The sequence below is a fragment of the Halococcus salifodinae DSM 8989 genome, assembly GCF_000336935.1.
Lineage (GTDB): Archaea > Halobacteriota > Halobacteria > Halobacteriales > Halococcaceae > Halococcus > Halococcus salifodinae.
In genome coordinates this window covers 67,038-88,425 of sequence record NZ_AOME01000079.1, presented here as the reverse complement: position 1 = coordinate 88,425, position 21,388 = coordinate 67,038, and the positions used below count along the sequence as shown (strand labels likewise).

Genomic DNA, 21,388 nt, shown 5'->3' with positions numbered 1-21,388 from the left:
AGGACGTGCTTCGACGACATAAATCACCCGAACTCGTGCGCTGTGGCGGGGAAGATGCGGGGAGATCAGAGCTCGACGCGTTCGACCAGCTGTTCGTCGGCGCTGTGGGTCGTGACGGCGACGATCCGGATGTGGTCTTCGAGACCGGAGTCGGTGAGTTTGGCCTTCAGGAGCGTGTCGACCTGGTAGACGCCGGCAGCGTCGGTCATCTCGATCTCGACGAGGACGGGCGCACCGTCGCCGGTTTCGAGCGAGACCTCCTGGATCGCCTGACTCGACACGGTGTTGATCCCCCGCCCGCCCTGCTCGTAGGGTTTGCGCGAGCGGCCGTGTTCCATGTCGAGCGCGTCGGCGACCCGGACGACGCCCGCCTCCAGGGTCAGCGGCGTCTCCGGAGTGTGATGGCAGAGGATCGCGTGGAGGACTTCGCCCTTGACACGGACGCGGGCTTCGGTGTCGTAGAACCCGAACTCGGGGAGGACCCGATCGAGCACGTCGGCGGCGAGCGGGATCGAGTAGTAGGGGTGCTCGTCGCGGTGGACGACGTGGCCGATGTCGTGGAGCGTGGCGGCGAGTGCGATGATCACGGGCTCGTCGGCTTCGTCGAGACCCTGATCGGCTGCGCCGTTGAACTGGACGCTGCCGGCCTTGAGCAGGTCGTACAGACAGAGCGCACGGTTGCGCACGATCGAGATGTGTTTCGCTCCGTGGTCGTTGTAGCGCTTGCGCGCGACCGGGTTGACGTTCTGGGCGTCGAGGTACGCCTGGATCTCGGGGTCGCTTTCGACGAGATCGAGCACCTCGTTGACCCGTTCGTCGGGGAACGCGTGGTCGTTTTCGGGGGCGTAGACGCGACCGCTGTTCGCGGTGCCGGCGGTGTCACTCATCGGACGGCGTTCGATGGCTGGAAGGAAAACTGATGGGGTCGTGTGCTGCGGTGAATGATCGAGACGGTACAGCGCCGCACCGATCGGCGAGGGCGAGCGTCTCGGCGAGGTCGCCGTTCGCGAGCAGTGTGGTGAAATCGGGGGCCGTGTCGCCGATATCGGCCACGAGCCGGGTAGACGTGACGAGCGCAAAACGCTTCCTACCCGAGCAAAAAGCCTATATTACACAGTTCGTAAGCTATGACCACGATGTTCGGAGCCATACTCCAGATACCAGGCATTCCCGGCGGGCCGGAGGTGTTGATCATTCTCGTGATCATCGTCTTCCTGTTCGGGGCGAACAAGATCCCCGAACTCGCTGGCGCACTCGGCGAAGCCCGCGGCGAGTTCGAGCAAGGACGATCGGAAGTCGAGAACGAACTCGAAGACATGCAGGACGTCGCCCAGAGCGACGCCACTTCGGAGACGGCAAACGCCGCGAACGAGGCCAGTTCGGGGGGCGACGCGGTCGATCACAACCCGCCGGAAGTCAACGAGAAGAACACCGAAGTCGAGAGCAACTAACAACACAACGGTTTTTCCCACCCGCCACTTCGCCCCGCCGGGGCGTGTGGCCTAGCGGATAGGGCGAGAGGTTCCTAACCTCTCGATCGCGGGTTCGAATCCCGTCACGCCCGCTTCGCGGCCGTGACGTACTCCCACTCGCTACGCTCGTGGGAGTCCCGCCACGCCCGCTGTCGTGTTGCGAACGGACGTGAGCAACCGACAGCGTACCGTGCGAGATTCGAAGCAGGGAGAGCGCAGTCTCGCGACCGACGGGAGCGAGGAAGCGATCGACCGGGGTTCGAATCCCGCGCACGAACCTTTTTACTGCGGAGGGATTGCGCTCGCTCACTACGTTCGCTCGCGCAACCCCCCTTGCAAAAACGTTCACCGGAGCGGCGTAGCCGCTCCGAGCCCTCGTTCGCTTCGTCTTCGCGCGGCGAAGCCGCGCGAACGGCCCGTGGGACCTTCGATCCCACGCTGCTCACGAGGACATGAAAAACCCCCGCTCGCGCCCGCTGGGCGCTCGCCGTGAGCGACCGCAGGGAGCGAACGAGAGCCAGAGAGACGCGGAGCGTCTCTCGTGAACCGCGCTCGCTCCGCTCGTGCGGACGCTGCGCTCTCCGCAACCGCCCCGCACAGCACCGCCCGAGCCCTCGGCCCCTCACTTCGTTCGGGCCTCGCCCTCGATCCACCAGGACTGCACCGCCACCACTACAACTGCACCGCCGCCACCACGACCGCTCCGCCACCGCAGCTGCACAGCGGCCGCCCACACGAACCGCTTCGTGGTCCTCGATAACGTGCCAGAACCCTCCGAACATCCCCGGAATAATCGAATATTTCAGTCTCCATCGCGGATTCCACGATAGTGGCGGAAACCGACGGCGGCTCGCTGAGCCTCTTCAGAAATCGGGAGTTCGTCGCGCTCGCGAGCACCGCGTTCGCGCGCTCACAGGCGTACTCCACCATCCTGATCGCGCTCGCGCTGTACGCCGACCAGTTCGGGACCACTGGTACTGTGGAAGGGCTGTTCGGCACGGCATTCGCGCTGGTCCAGCTCCTGATCGTCCTCCCGCTCGGGCGACTGATCGACACCCACAACGCGAAACGCTTCCTGCTCGCCGGCCTGGTGCTCAACGTTCTCGTCTTCGTCGGATTCTCGCAGGTCGGCGACGTTTCCGGTGTCATCCTGATGCGCGTGGTCCAGGGCTTCGGCGCGAGCGTCCTCTGGATCACCGGCTCGGCGGTCGTGGGCGAACTCAGCCCGAGCGAGGAGCGCGGGAAGTGGCTCGGGACCTACAACCAGGTCGGGGCGTTTTCGAGCCTCGCTGGCGACCTCGTCGGCGGCCTCCTGCTCTACGTCTACGGGTTCTCCCTGACCTACGCCGTTCTAAGTGTCGTCACCATCGGCGCGACGGTCGCGGTCTTCTTCTTCCTCCGGGACAACCCCGGCGGGCGGACCGACCCCGAGGCAGCCACCGGCGTCGAGACCCTCCGCAGACTCATGGACCGGACCGCGATCCGCGCGCTCGTCGTCCTCCGGCTCGGCCTCAGCTTCGGCAAGATGGCGGTCATCATCTTCCTCCCGATCTACGCCCGGACCGAGTTCGGGATGAACCCCTTCCTCGTCGGGATCGTGCTCGCGGGTGGCAAACTCACGAAATCCCTCCTTCAGGGCCGCGTCGGCAGCTACACCGATCGAGTGGGCCACAAACACCAGTTCGTGATCGCGGGCGCACTGGTGTACGCGCTCGGCGCGGCGATCATCCCGCTGGCCGAGTACGCAGGCGCGGTGTTCCCCACCCTCTCGACGAATGCGTTCGGTGGGTTCACGCTCGTGCCGGCCTTTTTCGTGCTATTCAGTGCGTTCGCGGTGATCGGGATCGCCGACAGTCTCCGGCTCCCCGCAAGCATGGCGCTGTTCGTCGAGGAGGGCGAGCACTTCGACGCGGTCGCGGCGAGCCTCTCGCTGCGCTCGATCGGGTGGAAGGTCGGCCAGGTCGCCGGTCCCTTCACTGTGGGCGCGATCTGGGACGCGACGGGCGTGTTCGTCGCTTTCCTGACGGCCTCGGGGTTCATCGTGGTTGCCACCGGCGTGTTCGCCGCACTCTACAGCCTCGATCCCGCACCGAGCGCGACACCCACGCCGGGCGACTGATCTGCCGGAATCGCACCAGCGAGGACCTTGCCCAGCCGAAGCCAACACGCTTAATCGCCCGCCGACCCATTGTCCGGTAGTGTCGCTCGCGATTTCTACGACCGATCTCGAAAAAAGCTATGGCGACGTGCAGGCGCTCGACGGGCTCTCGCTGTCGGTCGAGCGGGGCGAGTTCTTCGGCCTCCTCGGCCCGAACGGCGCGGGCAAGACCACGTTCATCAACGTTCTCGTCGGGCTCGTCCGGAAATCCGGCGGCGAGGCCAGCGTGTTCGGCCACGACGTCAAGGACGAGTACCGCGAGGCCCGTGACCGGATCGGCCTCGCGCCCCAGGAGTTCAACGTCGACCGGTTCTTCCCGATCCGAGAAGTCCTGATCCACAAGGCAGGTTATCACGGGATTTCGACCGAGGAAGCGGGTCGGCGCGCCGACGAGGCACTCCGAACGGTGGGAATCTACGACAAGCGCGAGACGCGCTTCGACTGGCTCTCCGGCGGGATGAAACGCCGGTTCATGCTCGCCCGCGCGCTGGTGTCGGACCCCGACCTCCTGATCCTCGACGAGCCCACCGCCGGGGTCGATGTCGAACTCCGTCGGGATCTCTGGGAGATCATCACCGATCTCAACGACGACGGCACGACGATCCTCCTCACCACCCACTACATCGAGGAGGCCGAACGCCTCTGTGACGAGGTCGCGATCATGGACTCGGGGCAGAAGGTCACGGTCGCGAGCCCCGACGAGCTGATGGCCCGCGGCAACGACACCATCAGACTCCAGCTCCGCGAACCACCCGCGAAAGCTCCCAATATCGACAACGAACGGGTCGTGAACGTCGATCTCGACGGCGACACCCTCGTGATCACGGCTCCACAGGGTGGCGAGGTCGCGCCCGATCTCATCCGCCAGCTCGATCGCCAGGGCCACACCGTGGTCGACATCGACATCTCTCGAACCTCGCTCGAAGAGGTGTTCGTCGAGCTGACCAGACGCGACGAAGCGGACGAAACCGACGGGACCGATCGGGCCGACGAAACGGAATCGCCGGAGGCCTCGATATGAGCGTCGTCTCGACCGGTCTGCGAACCCTCGTCCACCGCGAGATCCTCCGGTTCGTCCGCCGGCCCCGGAACACGTTCCTGCCGCCGCTGATCACCAACGTGCTCTACTTTTCGGTGTTCGGGGTGATCCTCGGTGCGCGCGTCGGCTCGATCGAGGGCGTCGATTACATCCTCTACATCCTCCCGGGACTGATCGTGCTCGGCGTGATCGCGAACGCCTTCGAGAACGCCTCGTTTTCGATCTTCCACGGCCGCTGGAACGAGTACATCCACGAGATTCAGACCTCGCCGCTCTCCTACACCGAGATGGTCGGCGCGTACGTGAGCGCGAGCGCGCTCCGCGGCATGATCATCGGCGTGCTCATCGCGCTCGTCGGCGCTGTCATGATCCCGCTGACCATCGGGACGGGCGTCGGGCTCGCGAACCCGGTCTACGCGGTCGCGTTCGTGCTCGTGATCGCGGTGCTGTTCGCTGGCTTCGGCGTGATGGGCGGGCTCTGGGCACGCGACTTCGATTATCTCACCGTGCTGAACCAGTTCATCATCCGTCCCCTCGTGTTCTTCGGTGCGGTGTTCTATCCGCTCGACGCGCTTCCACCCGTGTGGCGAACGGTCTCGCTGGTGAACCCGATGGTCTACATGGTCGACGGGGTGCGATACGGCTTCCTCGGGATCGCCTCGATCGAGCCAAACGTTTCGCTCGCCGTGCTCGGCGGTGCGGCCGCAGTGGTCGTCGCGATCGATGTCTGGCTGTTCCAGCGTGGGTACGGACTAACCGAGTAGGTCGTCCTCGAACTCGAATGGACACTCGAAGGGCGACCGAACGAATCGTCGAGCGTCAAGAAAGCGATTGCACCAGCCGAGAATCGAACTCGGATCATGGGCTGTCTTCACCCGAACGGGGACCGTCCGCGTATGGAAGGCCCAGGTCTTGCCATTAGACCACTGGTGCGCATTCGAGTTTCTCTCGGCGGCGACTAAGGACCTTTCCCTTTAGTCGCCCACCACGGCGTAGCAGTTTCCCGCTTCTTCGAAGGTTCGCTCGATTCCGAGCGCGCTTGTGCGTAGGTCCCGTTCGAACTCGTCCGGGTCGTAGATGTGGTAGTATCGCGGAACGGTCTCGCCGCCGGGCAGCGTCCAGTCGACGGTCGTATCGAACCCCTCCTCCCGGTCGAACGTCTCGTGGGTCGTGCTCCACGCGCTCACGAGGGCGCGCCCACCCGGTGCGAGCACGTGCGAGAGTTCGTCGAGACTCGCGATGCGTGCGTCGCGGGTCGGGAGGTGGTGGATCGTGGCGATGTACACCGCGAGGGCCACGCTGTTGCTGGCGAGCGGGAGGTGGGTTGCGTCGGCCTGACAGAGTTCGATTTTGCCGTCCACCTCCTGGACCCGCTCGCGTGCGGTGTCGAGCACCGTGCGGCTCGCGTCGATCCCCACGACCCGCTCCGTTCGGTCGGTCAGCAGGGCGGCGTGGCGCGCGTTCCCACAGCCGAGATCGAGTCCCCAGGTCGCGTCGGTCGCGGGCGTCGCGCGCTCGACGAACCGCTCGACCGCCGGCCACGGGTGTGCACGCGTCTGGGCGAAGTGGCTCCCGATCCGGTCGTAGGTTTCTCTGACGCCGCGGCGCGTGGGCGAATCGTCGTCCATCGAGTGAGTCGCGTTCGGTCCCCGCCCACCTCAACCGTTCGGCTCGGCGATTCTCGGCTGGGCGGTCGCCCACCGATCGGCCACACCGGCGTTACGTTCATGACGCCGGGCGTCGTAGGCGAGCCATACCGAATGAGGCGCGAGTACTTCGACCTCCACGTCAGCAACACCGACTGGGTGGCGGTGGACGGCCAGCCGGCGAAACCCACCCTCACCATCGACTTCGACGGCCCGAGCGAGGTGCTCGAGGAGCGACTCGCGGGAACCGACGACCTCGTTGCCGCCGACGAGACCGACGTCAACTACCGCCTCCACGCCGACGATGGTGACGGTGTCCTCAGCGTCACCAACCGCATCACCGGCGATTTCGTGCTCGAACTCAACGCCGATTCGGATGGTGTGCTCGGGTTCATCCGGGCGGCGCGCGCCTACGGCGAGGCGACCGACGACGAGGGGCGCTACCAGATGGTCGTCCGCTTCGAGGGCCGTGACGTGCTCACCCAGGACAAGACGACGTTTCTCGTGTACAATAGCGAAGGAAATCTCGTGCGCCAGCACAGTCTGATCCCCGGCGGCGTCGAGCTCTAAGCCAGGACCGTCGGCGGAAACCACCCGCCATAAATACCGCCCGTTCGATCCTCGACCATGACTCTCTTCGGTACCGCGGGTATCCGCGGTGACGTCCGCGAGCGCCTCACGCCCGAGCTCGCGCTCGCGGTCGGCCGGGCCGCCGGAACCGACGCTGTCGACCAAGACGGTCAGCCGGTCGAGTTCGTGATCGCCCGTGACGGCCGCGAGACCGGCCCGGCGCTCGCGGCGGCGCTCGAAGCCGGCCTCGAAAGCGCGGGGGCGACGGTCCGACGGGCAGGGGTACTCCCGACGCCAGCGCTCGCCTTTGCCTCGCGCGGCCGTCGCGGCGTGATGGTCACAGCGAGTCACAACCCACCGACCGACAACGGGCTGAAGCTGTTCGAAAACGGCGAGGAGTACGGCGACGACGCCGAAGCCCGGATCGAGGAACGCGTCGAGGAGGACGGGTCGCCAACGGCGTGGCACGAGTGGGGCGACACCGAACGGATCGGCCCGCTCACGGGCTATCGTGACCGCATCGCGGACTACGCCGCAGGCCACGGGGCGGCGCTCGACGGGATGGAAATCGTCGTCGACTGCGGCAACGGGATGGCGAGCCGCGCGACCCCGCAGGTGCTCCGCGCGCTCGGGGCCGACGTGGTGGCGCTGAACGCGAACGTCGACGGCCACTTCCCCGCCCGCGGGAGCAAGCCCACGCCCGAGACGCTCGGCGATCTTCAGGTGTTTCTCGACGACAGCGACGACGGCGACGGAGCCGCGGCCAACGAGACCGATGGACCGACGCTCGGGATCGCCCACGACGGTGACGCCGATCGGGTCGTGTTTCTCGACGAAACGGGCGAGATCGTCCACGAGGACACCATCGTGGCGATCCTCGCCGAGCACTACACCCGCGCGAGCGACGCCGACGACCCGGTGGTGGTGACCACGCCGAACGCCTCCTCACGGATCGACGAGCGGGTCGCGGCGGCCGGCGGCCGAGTCGAGCGCGTCCGATTGGGAGCGCTCCACGTCGGGATCGCGGCGGTGCGCGAGGCGGGCGACGCCGACACGTCGGTGGTCTTTGCGGCCGAACCGTGGAAACACATCCACACCGCCCTCGGGCCGTGGATCGATGGTGTGGCGAGCGCTGCGGTGTTCTCGCGGCTGGTCGCCGGTCGGAGCCTCGCCGCGCTCCGCGAGCCGATCGCCGAGCGCCCCTACCGGAAGGTGAGCGTCGACTGTCCCGACGATCGAAAGGACGCGGTGATGGAGCGCCTCGCGACGACGCTTCCCGAGGCGTTCCCGGACGCCGCTGTCGAGACCGAACACGGCGTCCGGCTCGATCTCGACGAGGGGTGGGTGCTCGTCAGACCGAGCGGTACCGAACCCAAAGTCCGGGTGTACGCCGAGAGCGAGCAGGTCGAAGAGCTCCGCGAACGGGCGGTGGCGACGGTCGAGACGGCCGTCGAAGACTGAGCGTCGAATCCGCGAAAATCGTTTTCAAGGTTTTCTACGATGGGATCGCCCCGACGGCATCCGGTATTCCGACGATCGCCGTCGCGTTCTCACTGCTGCCCTCCGCATCCGAACCGATCTGCTTGCGCCGGACGGGCGTCTCCCGTCGACTTCTCGGAGGCGTCGGTCGGCGAGTGAACGATGCTGGGCGACACCCACACGTGTCCGTCGATGTCGCTATGCGAACATCGCCGGCACCGTCGGTGGTCCCGAATGAACGATACACTTATTCCACTACGACAGTGGTTCATGGCATGCGCACGAGTCCGGACAGACGACGATTCCTGCAGATCACTGGAGCAGCCGGTATCGCCGGTCTTGCGGGCTGTACGAGCGGCGGTGGTGGAAGCGGTTCGGGCAACGACTCCGGTGGGTCGAACGATTCAGGAGGATCGAACGGGTCCGGTGGCAACGGCTCGAACGCGACCGGGAACGCGAGCGGCGGGTCGGGTAGTGGCTCCGACATGAACGTCGGGATGGTGTACGCGAAGGGTGGCCTCGGCGACAAGTCGTTCAACGACTCGGCCAACCGCGGCGTCAAGCGGGCCGCCAACGAGATCGGCGTCAGTTTCAACAACGCTCAGCCGGAGCAGAACTCGGATTTTCCGACGTTTCAGCGCCGGTTCGCCCAGCAGACCAGCCCAGCCTACGACCTGATCTGTTGTATCGGGTTCGCACAGGTGAGCGGGCTTCAGGACGTCGCTCCCAACTTTTCCGACCAGAACTTCATGCTCGTCGACGGTGTGGTCGAGGAGCCGAACGTCGCGAGCTACACGTTCAAAGAACACGTCGGATCGTTCCAGATCGGCCACCTCGCGGGTCTGCTCACGACACGTGAGATGAGCGCGGGTGCGGGCGAAACCAACCCCGAAAACGCGACGCTCGGGTTCGTCGGTGGCGAGGAAGTCCCGCTGATCAAGAAGTTCCAGGCCGGGTTCGAGGCAGGTGCGAAACACGCGAACGAGGAGGCGAACGTGCGGGTCGCGTACACCGGTTCGTTCTCCGATCCCGGTGCAGGCAAGGAGGCCGCGGTCTCGATGTACGACAACGGCGCGGACATCGTCTACCACGCCGCCGGTGGGAGTGGTATCGGCGTGTTCCAGGCCGCCCAGGGACAGGGCCGGTACGCCATCGGTGTCGACTCCGATCAGTCGAAGAGTTCGCCGAATTTCTCCGACGTGATCCTCGCGAGCATGGTCAAGAAGGTCAACAACGCCGTGTTCAGGTCGATCGAGAACGTCGCCAACGACAGCTTCAACGGCGGGAGCGTGACGACCCTCGGTCTCGAAGGGAACGGCGTCGAGGCGGTCTACGGCCAGGAACTCGGCTCGGAGATCCCCGAGGAGGTCAAACAGTCCCTCGAGGAGTCCCAGGAGAAGATCATCGCGGGCGACATCTCGGTGCCACAAAAGCCCGGCCAGGGCGAGTGAGTGGCCGACGAACGATTCATGCCACGGACGACGTGGGAGATCCGATGACGAACGCAGTCGAACTCCAAGAGATCACCAAGCGCTTCCCGGGAGTGATCGCCAACGATGACGTCTCGCTCGCGGTCGAACCCGGCACCGTACACGCGCTGCTCGGCGAGAACGGCGCGGGCAAGTCGACGTTGATGAACGTGCTCTACGGGCTCTACGAACCCGATGCGGGCACCATCGAGCTCGACGGACAGTCCAGAACGTTCGACTCGCCACGGGACGCCATCGATGCCGGAATCGGGATGATCCACCAGCACTTCATGCTCGTCCCGCCGATGTCGGTGGCCGAGAACGTCGTGCTCGGCCACGAGCCGAAAAAGTGGGGCGGGCTCGCGACCGACCGGAACCAGGCGAGCGACGCGGTTCGGGAGCTCGCCGAACGCTACGGGTTCGCGGCCGACCCCGACGCGACGGTCGAAGACATCAGCGTCGGCGAACAGCAGCGCGTCGAGATTCTGAAGGCGCTGTATCGGGGTGCCGACGTGTTGATCCTCGACGAGCCCACGGGCGTGCTGACGCCACAGGAGGTCGAGGAGCTGTTCGCCGTGTTCGAGGAGCTGACGGCGGAGGGGAAGACACTGATCTTCATCACCCACAAGCTCGGCGAGGCGATGGAGGCTGCCGACGAGATCACGGTGCTCAGAGACGGCGTGAACGTCGGCACCGTAGATGCGGACGCCACCACCCGCGAGGAGCTCGCGGAGATGATGGTCGGCCGTGAAGTCGTGCTCGATGTCGACGCCGGCCCCGCCGATCCCGGCGATAGCGTCCTCTCGGTCGACGGCCTCTCAGTTCATGGCGAGCACGGCGCGAGGCACGTCACAGATACGGGGTTCACGGTGCGCGAGGGCGAGATCTTCGGCATCGCGGGCGTCGACGGCAACGGCCAGTCCGAACTCATCGAGGCGATCACCGGGCTCCGGGTACCCGACGCCGGCACCGTCGATCTCGACGACGAGGATATCACCCGGGTCTCGCGAAGCGGCCACATCGACCGCGGGATGGCCTACGTCCCCGAAGACCGCCAGGAACGCGGTCTCGTGATGGAGTTCGATCTCACCGAGAACGGCGTGCTGGGAAGTCAGCACACCCCGCCGATCGGCGGCGGCCGGATCGACTGGAACGGCGCTCGCGGCCACGCCACGGACATCATCGAGGAGTACGACGTCCGGCCGCCGGAACCGGCGGCGGCAGCCCACTCGCTCTCGGGTGGCAACCAGCAGAAGTTCCTGGTCGGCCGTGAGTTCGAACGCGATCCCGACGTCGTGGTGGCGACCCACCCCACCCGAGGAGTGGACGTCGGCTCGACCGAGTTCATCCACGACCGCTTGCTCGAACTCCGTGATGCGGGCGTCGCCGTCCTTCTGGTATCGGCGAACCTCACGGAGGTCCGGGGACTGTCCGACCGGCTCGCGGTGATGCACGACGGCCGGTTCGTCGACGTCGTCGATCCCGATGCGGTCACCGAGGAGGATCTCGGCCTCCTGATGGCGGGCGAACAGCTCGCAGAGCGCGAGTCCGCCGACGTGACGGCCGATGGCAGTCAGCAGGACGACGTGTCACGTGACGACGAGACCGGTGCGGAGCAGCGCTCGACCGGAGGTGAGCGATGAGCCGCCGGGATGACATCGAAGACGGACTCGCACGGCTGGTGGCGGCGTCGTGGGTCGAGCGGCTGCTGTTGAGCCTCGCGGCGCTCGCGGCGTCGATCGTCGTCGGCGGCGTCATCGTGGTGGTGTCGGGAATGGCGGCGACATGCGAGGAGCCGGCGTTCGCTTTCTTCGGGCCGACGTCGTGTTACGATCCGGTCGGCGTGTACGTCCAGCTGTTCCAGGGCGCGATCGGGAACGTCCTCGCCGATCCCTTCAACTTCCAGATCGCACTCACGCTGAAGGAGACCACGCTGCTCGTCTTTACTGGACTGTCGGTCGCGGTCGCGTTCCGCGCCGGCCTCTTTAATATCGGCTCGCAGGGCCAACTCGTGGCTGGCGCGCTCGCGACCGCGCTCGCGGTGCTGTTCGCCGCCCCGCTGGTGCCCGCCGGACTCGGCACGATCGTGCTGGTGCCGCTCGGCGTGATCGCGGGCGCGATCGTCGGCGGCCTCTACGGCGCGATTCCAGGAGCGCTCAAGGCGTATGCCGACGCGAACGAGGTCATCACGACGATCATGCTCAACTTCGTCGCGGCCCAGGTCGCCTTCTTCCTCGTCTCGTCGTATTTCCCCGCGCCGGGGAGCCAGTCGGTCGAAACGCGAACCGTTCCGGGAGCGGCGGTGCTCGAATCCACACTGTTCGGCTCGGGCAGCAACTTCTCGGTGTTCGTGTTCGTCTTCGGGCTCGCGCTGGTCGCAGGGCTGTACTACCTGATCGAGCGAACCGCGTTCGGGTACGATCTCCGGACGAGCGGGCTCCAGCCCGAGGCCGCCGAGTACGGTGGCGTCGACGCCGATCGCACGATCGTGACAAGCATGGCGCTCTCGGGTGCGTTCGCGGGCATCGGGGGCGCGGTCTGGGTGCTGATGGTCACGGGACGCTTCACGGCCTCGGTTCCTTCGCTCGGGTTCGACGGCATCACGGTGTCGATCCTCGCGGGCAACAACCCTCTCGGCGTGGTGCCCGCGGCGCTGCTGTTCGGCGTGCTCAAAAGCGGGTCGCTCGCGCTCCAGCTCTCGGCCGAGTCGCCACCGAAACAGCTCGTGGGCGTGCTCCGCGGACTGATCATCCTGTTCGTGGCGATGCCGGAGTTCTTCCGGCTGCTCGGGAAACGATTCGTCACCACCGGCCGCGATCCCGTCGCGACTGACGGCGGTAAGCCCGTCGAAGACCGACGGTCCTCGCCGGACGAGCAAATCGAGTCCGGCGGTAGCACGGAGTTCGAGCGGACGGAGGGCGAACAATGAGTACCACCGAGCTTCGAAACACCGTCGCGGAGTACGGACCCCGGCGGCTGCTCGCCTACGGTGCTGGTGTGCTCCTCGCGATCGCGGTGGTCTACGGTGCAATCTTCCCGAACACGGCCGCCGGCGATCTCCTTCGAGTCGCACTGAGCGAGAGCACGCTGGGGGCCGCACTCCGGCTCGCGGTGCCGATCGTGTGTGCTGCGCTCGGCGGGATCTTCGCAGAGAAATCCGGCGTGATCAACATCGGGCTCGAAGGATTGCTGATCATCTCGGCGTTCACGGGCGTCTACGTCGCCGATGCGATCGGTTCGCTGGCGTTCCTGCCCGGGATCTGGGTCGGCTTCTTCGCCGGCGTGCTCGCGAGCACGCTGCTGTCGCTGCTGTTCGCGGTGGTCTGTCTGGAGTATCAGGCCGACCAGATCATCGCCGGGCTCGCGGTGTGGCTGATCGCGCTCGGGCTGGCCCCGTTCATCTCGCAGGTCGCCTACGGCAGCGTCAACACCGACAGCGTCGGCACGCTCGGGACATGGACGATCCCGGTGCTCTCGGAGCTCCCGTTCGTGGGATCCGTACTGTTCGATGCGAGCCCGGTGGTGTACATCATGCTGTTCGCGGTGGCCGGCTCGTGGTACGTCCTGAATCGCACGTCGTTCGGCCGGCACGTCCGTGCGAGCGGCGAGAACCCGAAGGCGCTCGACACCGCCGGCGTGAACGTCACCCGGACCCGGTACGTGGCCGTCACGCTCTCGGGCGTGCTCTCGGGGATCGGCGGCGTCGGGCTCTCGCTCGGCCAGGTCGGGCTGTTCATCGGTAACGGCCAGACGATGGTCAACGGCCGCGGGTTCATCGCGATCGTGGCCTACCTCTTCGGCAACTACAACCCGGTGGGAGCGTTCGGGGCCGGCGTGCTCTTTGCTGGTCTCGACGCGCTTCAGCTCCGTCTCCAGCAGATCCCGGCGTACGCAGTGCCGAGCTCGCTCGTCCAGACCATCCCGTACATCACGGTGATCATCGTGCTGGCGCTGGTCGGCCGAACTCGAATTCCGTCGGCGGCCGGCGATCACTACGAGTCGGGCGAGGACTAGAGACCCCCACTTTTTACAAGGGGTCCTCGGTCACTCGCTTCGCTCGCTCCCTCGAACCCCTTCCAAAAACCTGTTCTGCCGAACGAAGTAAGGCAGAGCTCGGAAGACGAGCGAAACGAGTCTTCCGGAGGACTGAAAACTCCCGCTCACTCGGCCTCCGGAAGAGCGGAGCTCTTCCGTGCTCTCGTTCGCCTCCGCCTCACGAGAACTTCGGCCTCGTTCGCGGTGAACCGCACTCGCTACGCTCACGGGTCACGTTGCTCCTCGTTCGTTTGGCGGCCCTCGCTGCGTCTGCTCACGGGCGGCGCGAGGCGACGGAGCCACCTCGAATCGCGGCGCGTAGCGCCGCCCACGCTCGTGCGGACGGTCCACATCCGCAACCGCACCGCCGAAGCCCTCGGCCGCGAGATGCAAGCGAAGCGAGCACCTCGGAACGAGCGAGCGGCGAAGCCGCGAGCGCCTCGCCCTTCATCCTCCAGGCACCGCCGCCGCTGCCACACCGCCACCGCTGCCACCGTCACAGCCTCGCGCTCGGTGGTTATTTCACGAACGAGAGCGAATCGCGGAGCATGGACGACGAAGACCTCGTCGCGGCCGCCCGCGAGGCCACGGCGAACGCCCACGTCCCGTACTCCGAATATCAGGTCGGCGCGGCACTCGAAACCGCCGACGGAACGGTGTTCACGGGCTGCAACATCGAAAACGCGAACTACTCGAACAGCCTCCACGCCGAGGAGGTGGCGATCGCCGAGGCCGTGAAAAACGGCCACGACGAGTTCGCGCAGGTCGCGGTGACGTCGAGCGAGCGCGACGGCGTGCTCCCCTGCGGGATGTGCCGCCAGACCTTCACCGAGTTCTGTGACGACGACTTTCGCGTGCTCTGTGACGAAGCGGACGAGCTCGCCGAGTACCGCCTCGGCGACCTCCTGCCCGACGCGATCACCGCCGAGACTCTGGGACGATGACCGGCGACAGCGAGGACCCGAACGACGAGGTGCAGTACCACCTCGGCGTCGGCGAGGACGACGTCGCCGACACCGTGCTCCTGCCTGGCGACCCCGAGCGCATCCCGAAGATCACCGGCGTGTGGGACGATGCGGCAATCGTGGCCGAACACCGCGAGTACCGCACCGCGACCGGCGAGCACCGGGGAACGCCGATCAGCACCACCTCAACGGGGATCGGCAGCCCCTCGGCGGCGATCGCGGTCGAGGAGCTCGCACGCGTCGGCGTGGACACCTTCCTCCGGGTGGGCTCCTGCGGCGCGATCCAGCCCGAAATGGAAGTGGGTGATCTCGTCATCACCTCCGGCGCTGTGCGCCAGGAAGGTACCAGCGAGGAGTACGTCCGCGAGGACTACCCCGCAGCGGCGGACGACCGCGTGGTGGCGGCGCTGGTCGCGGCCGCTGAACGCCTCGATTACGACTACCACGTCGGCGTGACCGCGAGCACCGACAGCTTCTACGCCGGCCAGGGTCGCCCCGGGTTCGAGGGGTTCGAGGCCGCCGGCAGCGACGAACTCGTCGAGAATCTCCAAGAAGCCAACGTCCTGAACATCGAGATGGAGGCGAGCACGATCTGCACTCTCGCGAACCTCTACGGCCTCCGGGCGGGCGCGGTCTGTACGGTGTACGCGAACCGCGTCACCGGCGAGTTCCGAACCGAGGGCGAGACCCGCGCCGCCGAGACTGCGAGTCTCGCATGCGCGCTGCTCGCCAAGATGGACGAGCGGGCGCGCGAGGCCGGGGCCGATCGGTGGTATCCCGGGCTTGGTATCGAGGCCGAGTAGCGGCGAAATCGACACCGCCGTAACGTGATGCGAACCGATCACCGACGACAGCGGTTTCCCGATTGAGAACCCTTTTCGATCCCGAGACCCTTCCTCCGATGTGGCGTCCCCGTTCGATGTCCTCCGAGTCGAGCCCGACGCGAGCGAGGAGGCGATCGAGCAGGCCTACCGCGAGCGGGTGATCGAGGCCCACCCGGACCACGGGGGTTCTCCCGAGGAGTTTCAACGTGTTCGGACGGCGTACAAGCAGCTCCAGGCGGGCTACGAGCCCGAAGTCGATACCGAGCCAGAACTCGAAGACGAGGAGAGTTACGAGCAGGCTGGCTCGCGGGTCGAGTACCTCAACTACGCGGTGCTCGACGACCACGGCTGGGATCTCGACGACGACGATCTCTTTGGGAAGGCCGCAGAGGGCGACCTCGACCACGAGGACTACGGCGAGTTCCTCGTCGAACCCCACGAGTCGTTGCTCGAAGCCGCCGAAAATCGCGGGTTCATGTGGCCCTTCGCCTGCCGCGGCGGCGCGTGTGCGAACTGTGCGGTCATCGTCAAGCAGGGCGAGCTCTCGATGCCCGTCAACAACATCCTCCCGCCGGAGATGATCGAGCAGGACATCCGGCTGTCGTGTAACGGTATCCCGGTCACCGACGAGATGCAGGTGCTCTACAACGTCAAACACCTCCCCGAACTCGAAGAGCTCCGGCTGCCGCCACGACCGTTCGAGCAGGCGTATCCGGGCGATTGAAACCGCGTTCGATCGGCGAGACACCGGCAACGTTAGAACGTCTTTTAATCGTTCACGAAGTCGTTTGCGGAGCGGTTGGCTGGTCCGGTGGACTCGAACGCTGGACCGGTGTAAAGAAAAGTTCGGTACGGTTCGTGGACGTTACTCGCGCCGTCGGCTTGCGAGCAACGCGGCTGCGAGCAGTGCAACGACGGCAACCACGGGACCGAATCCGGGGCCGAACGCACCGCTACCGCCCGAATCGCCGGAGCCGTTCGATTCGTTCGCGGCCGTTCCGTTTGTTCCGTTGGTTGCCTCGGTGGCGTCGTCAGCGGCCGTTTCTTCGGCGCTCGTCTCTTCAGCCGTCGTTTCCTCGGCACTCGTCTCGTCGGCCGTCGTCATCCCATCGGCGGTCGTGCCGGTGGTGGCGTTGTCGGCCGCGTCGTCGTCGGTGGTCGCTGCGGTCGTGTTCGACCCGTCGGCAGCGCTGTCGTTCGTGCCGCCAGCGTTCTCGACGGTGACCTGAGCGATGTCGACGATCCGTCGGTCGCCCTCGGGCGTGAGCGCCGCGTCCTCTTGGCCATCCGAGGAAACGTAGTCGAACTCGCCGTTCTCGTTGGTGTCGGCGTGCACGACCGCTGTCAGCGACGCCGAGCTGTCGAGGGACTCGTCGAGTGCGATCCGGATGTTGTCGGACGTGCCAGGTTCGAGCAGGTACGACGCACCGACGACCTGATCGGTCTGGTTGCCGGATTGGCTGCTATCGTAGATGGCGACGAAGCCCTGTCGGGGGAGGCTCGCCGACGCGACGAGGAGCGACTCGCCGCTACTTTCCTGATCATCGAACGTGACGCTCGGACTACCCTCGACCGCCGCGTCGCCACCGCTCGTCGTGGTGTTGGTCGGTGATTCCTGTGGCTGGAGACCGTTCGTGGTGAGCGCACCCGCCATACCGGCGCTTGCCACCAGCAGCGCCGATAGGAGGGCAACAGTGAGTGTGCTCGTTCGCATACGGACCACCGTACAGAGTCGGGGCACATAAATGTGGAGATCGGGCCGGCGGGCCGACGGCCGGAGGCGGGTTCCCGGCCGGTGACTGCGCCGATGCCACAGTCCGGTACACCCGCGGGCTTATTCGGTTCGCTACCAATCGATCCACATGAGCGGCCCTGGTCTCGATCCGACCCAGCTCGATCGGTACTCCAGACACGTCATCATGGACGAGATCGGTCCGGCGGGCCAAGCCAAACTGCTCGACGCGCGCGTGCTCGTGGTCGGGGCGGGCGGGCTCGGCTCGCCCGCGATCCAGTATCTCGCCGCTGCGGGCGTCGGCGCGCTCGGGATCGCCGACGACGACATCGTCGAACGATCGAACCTCCAGCGCCAGGTCGTCCACGGCGACAGCGACGTCGGCCGGAAAAAAGTCGACAGCGCCGCCGACTTCGTCACGAGACTGAACCCCGATATCGATGTCGAGACTCACGATCTGCGCGTCGGCCCCGGCACGATCGCCGATCTCGTCGCCGACTACGATTTCGTTCTCGACGGGTCGGACAACTTCCGCACCAGATATCTCGTGAACGACGCCTGCACGCTCGCCGGCATTCCCTTCAGCCACGGCGCGATCTACCGCTTCGAGGGGCAGGTCACGACCTTCACCCAAGGATCGCCGTGCTATCGGTGTCTGTTCCCCGAAGCGCCGCCCGAGGGGACGGTGCCGGACTGTGCGACCGTGGGCGTTCTCGGTGCGCTTCCTGGGGTGGTGGGTTCGATTCAGGCGACCGAGGCCGCAAAGTATCTGATCGGTGTGGGCGAGACCCTCGACGGTCGGCTGCTGGTGTACGACGCGATGGACATGAATTTCGAGGAGGTGCCGATCGCACCGAACCCCGACTGCCCGGTGTGTGGCGAGGGAGGGATCGAGTCAGTCGGTGAAATCGAGTACACCGACTCGTGTGCGGTTGGATCAAGCTAAGTCGAATTAAGGAAATGTAATACCAAGGCTACTTCGTCTGATTTCATCCCTCATCTCTTTGATTAAATTGTTTCTTCCGCCAAAATCCATCTCATGTGACAGTATTTGTTCTAATGATTTTCGAACATAGCCTCGAGATTTTTCCAAACTGTCCTCTTTCAGTTCCCTGCGTCCGCCACCGTGAGCGACTCCCCATACACCGCTCCTTTCATCATACAATTCGGCAATATCATCGCGAATCCTCTCTTTAGATTCAGGATCAGTACCTAATAGGATGGCAACTCGCTGCGCTAAATCGCTTCTATGTAACCCTTCTTGACCAGAGTTTGCAGAATAGAGTGCCTCAAGTATGATTATCAAATCACTAAATGCCACTCGATCATTTCTCCTAACATAGCTTGAATTGAATTTCTCTATCGCCATACGCAAATTGGATTCCATCGACGAGAAATCCTTTGATTCGAGAATCCCATACATATTCAATAGTTTCTCTTCTTGATCGATTGTAAGGTCGCCCCATAATCTTGGCCGTACACGATTCTTTTCAATAGTACTTCGGATGCCTCGTAACCAGGGAGCTTTCGAGCGTTCGTAATGTGCGAAGTATACAGCGTTCCCTGAATGCGAGATTCGCATAGATGTGAGTATATTTTCGATCCGCTGTTTTGTTTCTCTACGTTTGCTCTGAGAGATGTCGGTATCTCTACCTTGCTCGGCAGATTTCTGTTTTGCAAACCGATACTCTATTAAACTTTGTGAGTTTGTCCAATGCATATGTTCTTCTTGATCTGAGGTTCCCAGAAAGAACTCTAAGTCTTCCGTTGTTGTGCGTCTGATGCATGTGTTCTTGTCTAACTTGATTGAATCACCATCAAATACTAATCCTGCCAAAGGTACAATAGCTGAAACTGATATCGAGTCACAATCAAGGCTAGAGATATAGTCCTTAAACTGTCTATCAAAATCCTCATCCAAAAAGGAAACAAGTGTGTTAGTACAAGATTTCTCAAAAAGGTCTACTAGAAATCCCAACAAAATCTTGTTTAATTCTCTGTTTGGCGAATGATATTCCACAATGCACTCATATTCCGAATAGAGATGTTCTCTCAATCGCTTGAATTGGCATAGTTGAGTGACTGTTTCCCTACAATCATGAACTAATCTGTAATAGTCTGGTTTTGCGTAGTTCTCAGTGTGAAGAGAGCCTTGTGGGATTTCGGTCGTCTCGCCAGTGTTTGAGTTGTGTTTAGTTGCCGGCCTCCAATCAACACTCAAGCCGTGGGTATAACTTACCGATTCAGTTTCCTGAACAACCTTTCCAGTAGCAACATTAGCAAAATCACGGAACAGTTCTCGTGTCGTACTGTTCATATTCTTCGTATTGACTCACTCAACTCGCCAACAGCGCTAAGCATTGCGGTCCGAAAGTGATGATTTCATTGTAGTTTATTTAGGGTTCGACCGTGGGCTCGCCCCGGAGCGTCCGGAGCGGGCGGGCAGCCTCGGTGGGCGGCGAATCGAACAGGTCGGGATGGACGATTCCTGCGAGATGTTCGAGCGAGTCGACGAGCCGGGGTCCTGGTCGGTTCATGAACTGATGACCGTCGAGCGCGTACGCGCGTCCCTCACGCACCGCAGTGAGATCGTCCCAGTCCTCACGGTCGGTCAGGTCCGCGAGGTTTTCGGCGGTCTGGTCGAGGTCGAACCCGCAGGGCGCGACCACGAGCACTTCGGGGTCGTACTCGCGGATTGCGTTCCACTTGCGGGGTCGCGAGGTGTCACCCGATTCGGCGAGGCCGAACGACCCACCGGCGAGGTCGACCATCTCGGGCACCCAGTGGCCGGCGGTCATTACGGGATCGGTCCAGTCAAGCACCGCCACGCGCGGGCGTTCCATGGCATCCTCGGCCGTCCTCGCGACGGCCTCGACGCGCGCTTCGAGGTCGGCGACGAGTTCGTCGGCCTGTTCCTGAGTATCCGTGGCGTTGCCGATCCGCCGGATGTCCGCAAAGACATCCCCCAGACTGTGGGGATCGGTCGTCAGCACCTCGCAGTCGAGGTCGAGTTCGTCGACTGCCTCTCTGACCAGCACCGAGTCCACCGCGCAGACGTCACAGATCCCCTGGGAGACCACGAGATCGGGATCGAGCCGGTCGAGCGTGTCGAGATCGATGTCGTAGACTCCCTCGCCGTCCTCGGCTTCGAGGACCTGGCTGTCGATTGCGGCACTCGACGCCTCGGCGTCGACCCGCGAGCGATTGGCCGCGGGCTTTGCGGCCGCTTCGGGCGGGTAGTCGCACTCGTGGGAGGTCCCGACGGGTTCGAGCCCCAGCGCGTAGACGATCTCGGTCGCCGAGGGCAGCAGCGTGACGATGCGCATGCACTCGCTACGGGCGGGAGCCCCAAAGCCGTTCAGGTGACAGAGATTTACCCGCGGCGGGGCGATGGCGGGTATGCAGCCGACCACGGCCGGGACCTACCGCGTGCTCGACAGCACGCGTGGGTCCGACGAGTTGCTTCTGCTCGATGTCGAAAGTCAGGACCCGACCTACGTCACGACCGCAGGCTACGAGGGCGATCTCGCCGAAACGGTCGCGGAACTGGAACCCGGCAACCGGATCGACGCGACGCTGTCGTGGGACGACAGCGCGCCGCGGTTCGACGACCTCGCGATCGACACCCGGACGGCGATCGAGTTCGTCGACGGTGCGACCGACATCTTCGAGGTCGCGCGCGAGACGTGGAACGAGGCGCGGCGCGAGGGGGAAGCGATGAACTCGCGGGTGACTCAGGACACTGACGGCGAGGAAAACGGTGTGGTCTACACGTTCGCCGAGCAGGCGGGCCAGCGCGATCTCTACGGCGAGTTTCGGGACGGTGTCACCCCGCTCGAACCGCTGATCGATCGGCTCGGCGAGGGTGCGGAGCCACCGTACGCAGCCTTCGTGATCCGACCGGCCGAACACCCTTTCGTGCTCGTCGCGCTCGCGCTCGATCGCGATGGCCTGTTCACGGAGACGATCCGCGATACGTACGTCGACTGATCTCGCGGT

Annotated in this window: 20 protein-coding genes, 2 tRNA genes and 1 pseudogene; 16 read left to right on the top strand and 7 right to left on the bottom strand. The window is 64.6% G+C overall.

Annotated features, from left to right (window positions below; genetic code table 11):
• Positions 1–65: 65 nt before the first annotated feature.
• Positions 66–887, bottom strand: coding sequence for an HD domain-containing protein (locus tag C450_RS17770; protein WP_005045786.1), 822 nt, complete (start codon positions 885–887; stop codon positions 66–68).
• Entirely contained in the window at positions 880–1,053 is a 174-nt protein-coding gene (locus C450_RS22180) for a hypothetical protein (protein WP_161606977.1), read from the bottom strand. Before C450_RS22180 ends, C450_RS17770 begins: the two co-directional genes overlap by 8 nt.
• Before the next feature lie 74 nt (positions 1,054–1,127).
• Between C450_RS22180 and C450_RS17765 the strand changes: the two genes are divergently transcribed.
• The 5 genes from C450_RS17765 (at position 1,128) to C450_RS17745 (ending at position 5,433) form a co-directional block, all read left to right on the top strand.
• Complete coding sequence (locus C450_RS17765) at positions 1,128–1,451, top strand: Sec-independent protein translocase subunit TatA/TatB (RefSeq protein ID WP_005045783.1); 324 nt, start codon at positions 1,128–1,130, stop codon at positions 1,449–1,451.
• A gap of 40 nt (positions 1,452–1,491) precedes the next feature.
• A tRNA-Arg gene (locus C450_RS17760) sits at positions 1,492–1,564 on the top strand.
• Positions 1,565–2,301: 737 nt separating this feature from the next.
• On the top strand, positions 2,302–3,591 hold the full coding sequence (locus C450_RS17755) for an MFS transporter (RefSeq protein ID WP_005045780.1): 1,290 nt from the start codon (positions 2,302–2,304) through the stop codon (positions 3,589–3,591).
• Positions 3,592–3,670: 79 nt separating this feature from the next.
• Positions 3,671–4,651 (top strand): ABC transporter ATP-binding protein, encoded by a 981-nt coding sequence (locus C450_RS17750; protein ID WP_005045778.1) that lies wholly within the window; start codon positions 3,671–3,673, stop codon positions 4,649–4,651.
• On the top strand, positions 4,648–5,433 hold the full coding sequence (locus tag C450_RS17745; RefSeq protein ID WP_005045776.1) for an ABC transporter permease: 786 nt from the start codon (positions 4,648–4,650) through the stop codon (positions 5,431–5,433). Before C450_RS17750 ends, C450_RS17745 begins: the two co-directional genes overlap by 4 nt.
• Before the next feature lie 68 nt (positions 5,434–5,501).
• Here the strand turns inward: C450_RS17745 and C450_RS17740 are convergent.
• Both C450_RS17740 and C450_RS17735 read right to left on the bottom strand, forming a co-directional pair.
• Positions 5,502–5,602, bottom strand: a tRNA-Gly gene (locus tag C450_RS17740).
• Between the two features lie 41 nt (positions 5,603–5,643).
• Positions 5,644–6,297 carry a class I SAM-dependent methyltransferase gene (locus tag C450_RS17735; RefSeq protein ID WP_005045774.1) on the bottom strand — a complete coding sequence of 218 codons (654 nt, stop codon included), beginning with the start codon at positions 6,295–6,297 and terminating at the stop codon, positions 5,644–5,646.
• Between the two features lie 132 nt (positions 6,298–6,429).
• Here C450_RS17735 and C450_RS17730 point away from each other — a divergent pair, with 132 nt between their 5' ends.
• The 9 genes and pseudogenes from C450_RS17730 to fer all read left to right on the top strand — a co-directional run bounded on the left by C450_RS17730 (position 6,430) and on the right by fer (position 16,381).
• Entirely contained in the window at positions 6,430–6,885 is a 456-nt protein-coding gene (locus tag C450_RS17730) for a DUF5793 family protein (RefSeq protein WP_049910396.1), read from the top strand.
• A 57-nt stretch (positions 6,886–6,942) separates the two neighbouring features.
• Complete coding sequence (locus C450_RS17725; protein WP_005045770.1) at positions 6,943–8,346, top strand: phosphomannomutase; 1,404 nt, start codon at positions 6,943–6,945, stop codon at positions 8,344–8,346.
• Between the two features lie 293 nt (positions 8,347–8,639).
• Positions 8,640–9,815, top strand: a complete 1,176-nt coding sequence (locus tag C450_RS17720; protein ID WP_005045768.1) for a BMP family lipoprotein — start codon at positions 8,640–8,642, stop codon at positions 9,813–9,815.
• Positions 9,816–9,859: 44 nt separating this feature from the next.
• Complete coding sequence (locus C450_RS17715; protein WP_049910385.1) at positions 9,860–11,476, top strand: ABC transporter ATP-binding protein; 1,617 nt, start codon at positions 9,860–9,862, stop codon at positions 11,474–11,476.
• Positions 11,473–12,762, top strand: a complete 1,290-nt coding sequence (locus C450_RS17710; RefSeq protein ID WP_005045763.1) for an ABC transporter permease — start codon at positions 11,473–11,475, stop codon at positions 12,760–12,762. The genes C450_RS17715 and C450_RS17710 overlap by 4 nt, the downstream gene beginning before the upstream one ends.
• Positions 12,759–13,847, top strand: a complete 1,089-nt coding sequence (locus C450_RS17705) for an ABC transporter permease (RefSeq protein WP_005045761.1) — start codon at positions 12,759–12,761, stop codon at positions 13,845–13,847. Before C450_RS17710 ends, C450_RS17705 begins: the two co-directional genes overlap by 4 nt.
• 554 nt (positions 13,848–14,401) lie before the next feature.
• A pseudogene (cdd, locus tag C450_RS23545) lies at positions 14,402–14,812 on the top strand (cytidine deaminase); the annotation flags it as partial.
• On the top strand, positions 14,809–15,636 hold the full coding sequence (locus tag C450_RS17695) for a nucleoside phosphorylase (protein WP_005045756.1): 828 nt from the start codon (positions 14,809–14,811) through the stop codon (positions 15,634–15,636). The pseudogene cdd and the gene C450_RS17695, both read left to right, overlap by 4 nt.
• 100 nt (positions 15,637–15,736) lie before the next feature.
• Entirely contained in the window at positions 15,737–16,381 is a 645-nt protein-coding gene (fer, locus tag C450_RS17690) for a ferredoxin Fer (protein ID WP_005045754.1), read from the top strand.
• A gap of 141 nt (positions 16,382–16,522) precedes the next feature.
• Here the strand turns inward: fer and C450_RS17685 are convergent, their stop codons facing one another.
• Entirely contained in the window at positions 16,523–17,371 is an 849-nt protein-coding gene (locus C450_RS17685; RefSeq protein ID WP_005045751.1) for a DUF7282 domain-containing protein, read from the bottom strand.
• A gap of 148 nt (positions 17,372–17,519) precedes the next feature.
• On the opposite strand from C450_RS17685, the gene ubaA reads away from it, so the two are divergent.
• Positions 17,520–18,335 carry an SAMP-activating enzyme E1 gene (gene ubaA, locus C450_RS17680; RefSeq protein WP_005045748.1) on the top strand — a complete coding sequence of 272 codons (816 nt, stop codon included), beginning with the start codon at positions 17,520–17,522 and terminating at the stop codon, positions 18,333–18,335.
• Positions 18,336–18,341: 6 nt separating this feature from the next.
• Here the strand turns inward: ubaA and C450_RS21795 are convergent, their stop codons facing one another.
• Both C450_RS21795 and C450_RS17675 read right to left on the bottom strand, forming a co-directional pair.
• Positions 18,342–19,706, bottom strand: coding sequence for a HEPN domain-containing protein (locus tag C450_RS21795; protein WP_152424530.1), 1,365 nt, complete (start codon positions 19,704–19,706; stop codon positions 18,342–18,344).
• A gap of 79 nt (positions 19,707–19,785) precedes the next feature.
• Positions 19,786–20,715, bottom strand: coding sequence for a cobalamin-binding protein (locus tag C450_RS17675; protein WP_005045746.1), 930 nt, complete (start codon positions 20,713–20,715; stop codon positions 19,786–19,788).
• 73 nt (positions 20,716–20,788) lie between these two features.
• Here C450_RS17675 and C450_RS17670 point away from each other — a divergent pair, with 73 nt between their 5' ends.
• Complete coding sequence (locus C450_RS17670; RefSeq protein WP_005045743.1) at positions 20,789–21,379, top strand: DUF6663 family protein; 591 nt, start codon at positions 20,789–20,791, stop codon at positions 21,377–21,379.
• Positions 21,380–21,388: the final 9 nt, after the last annotated feature.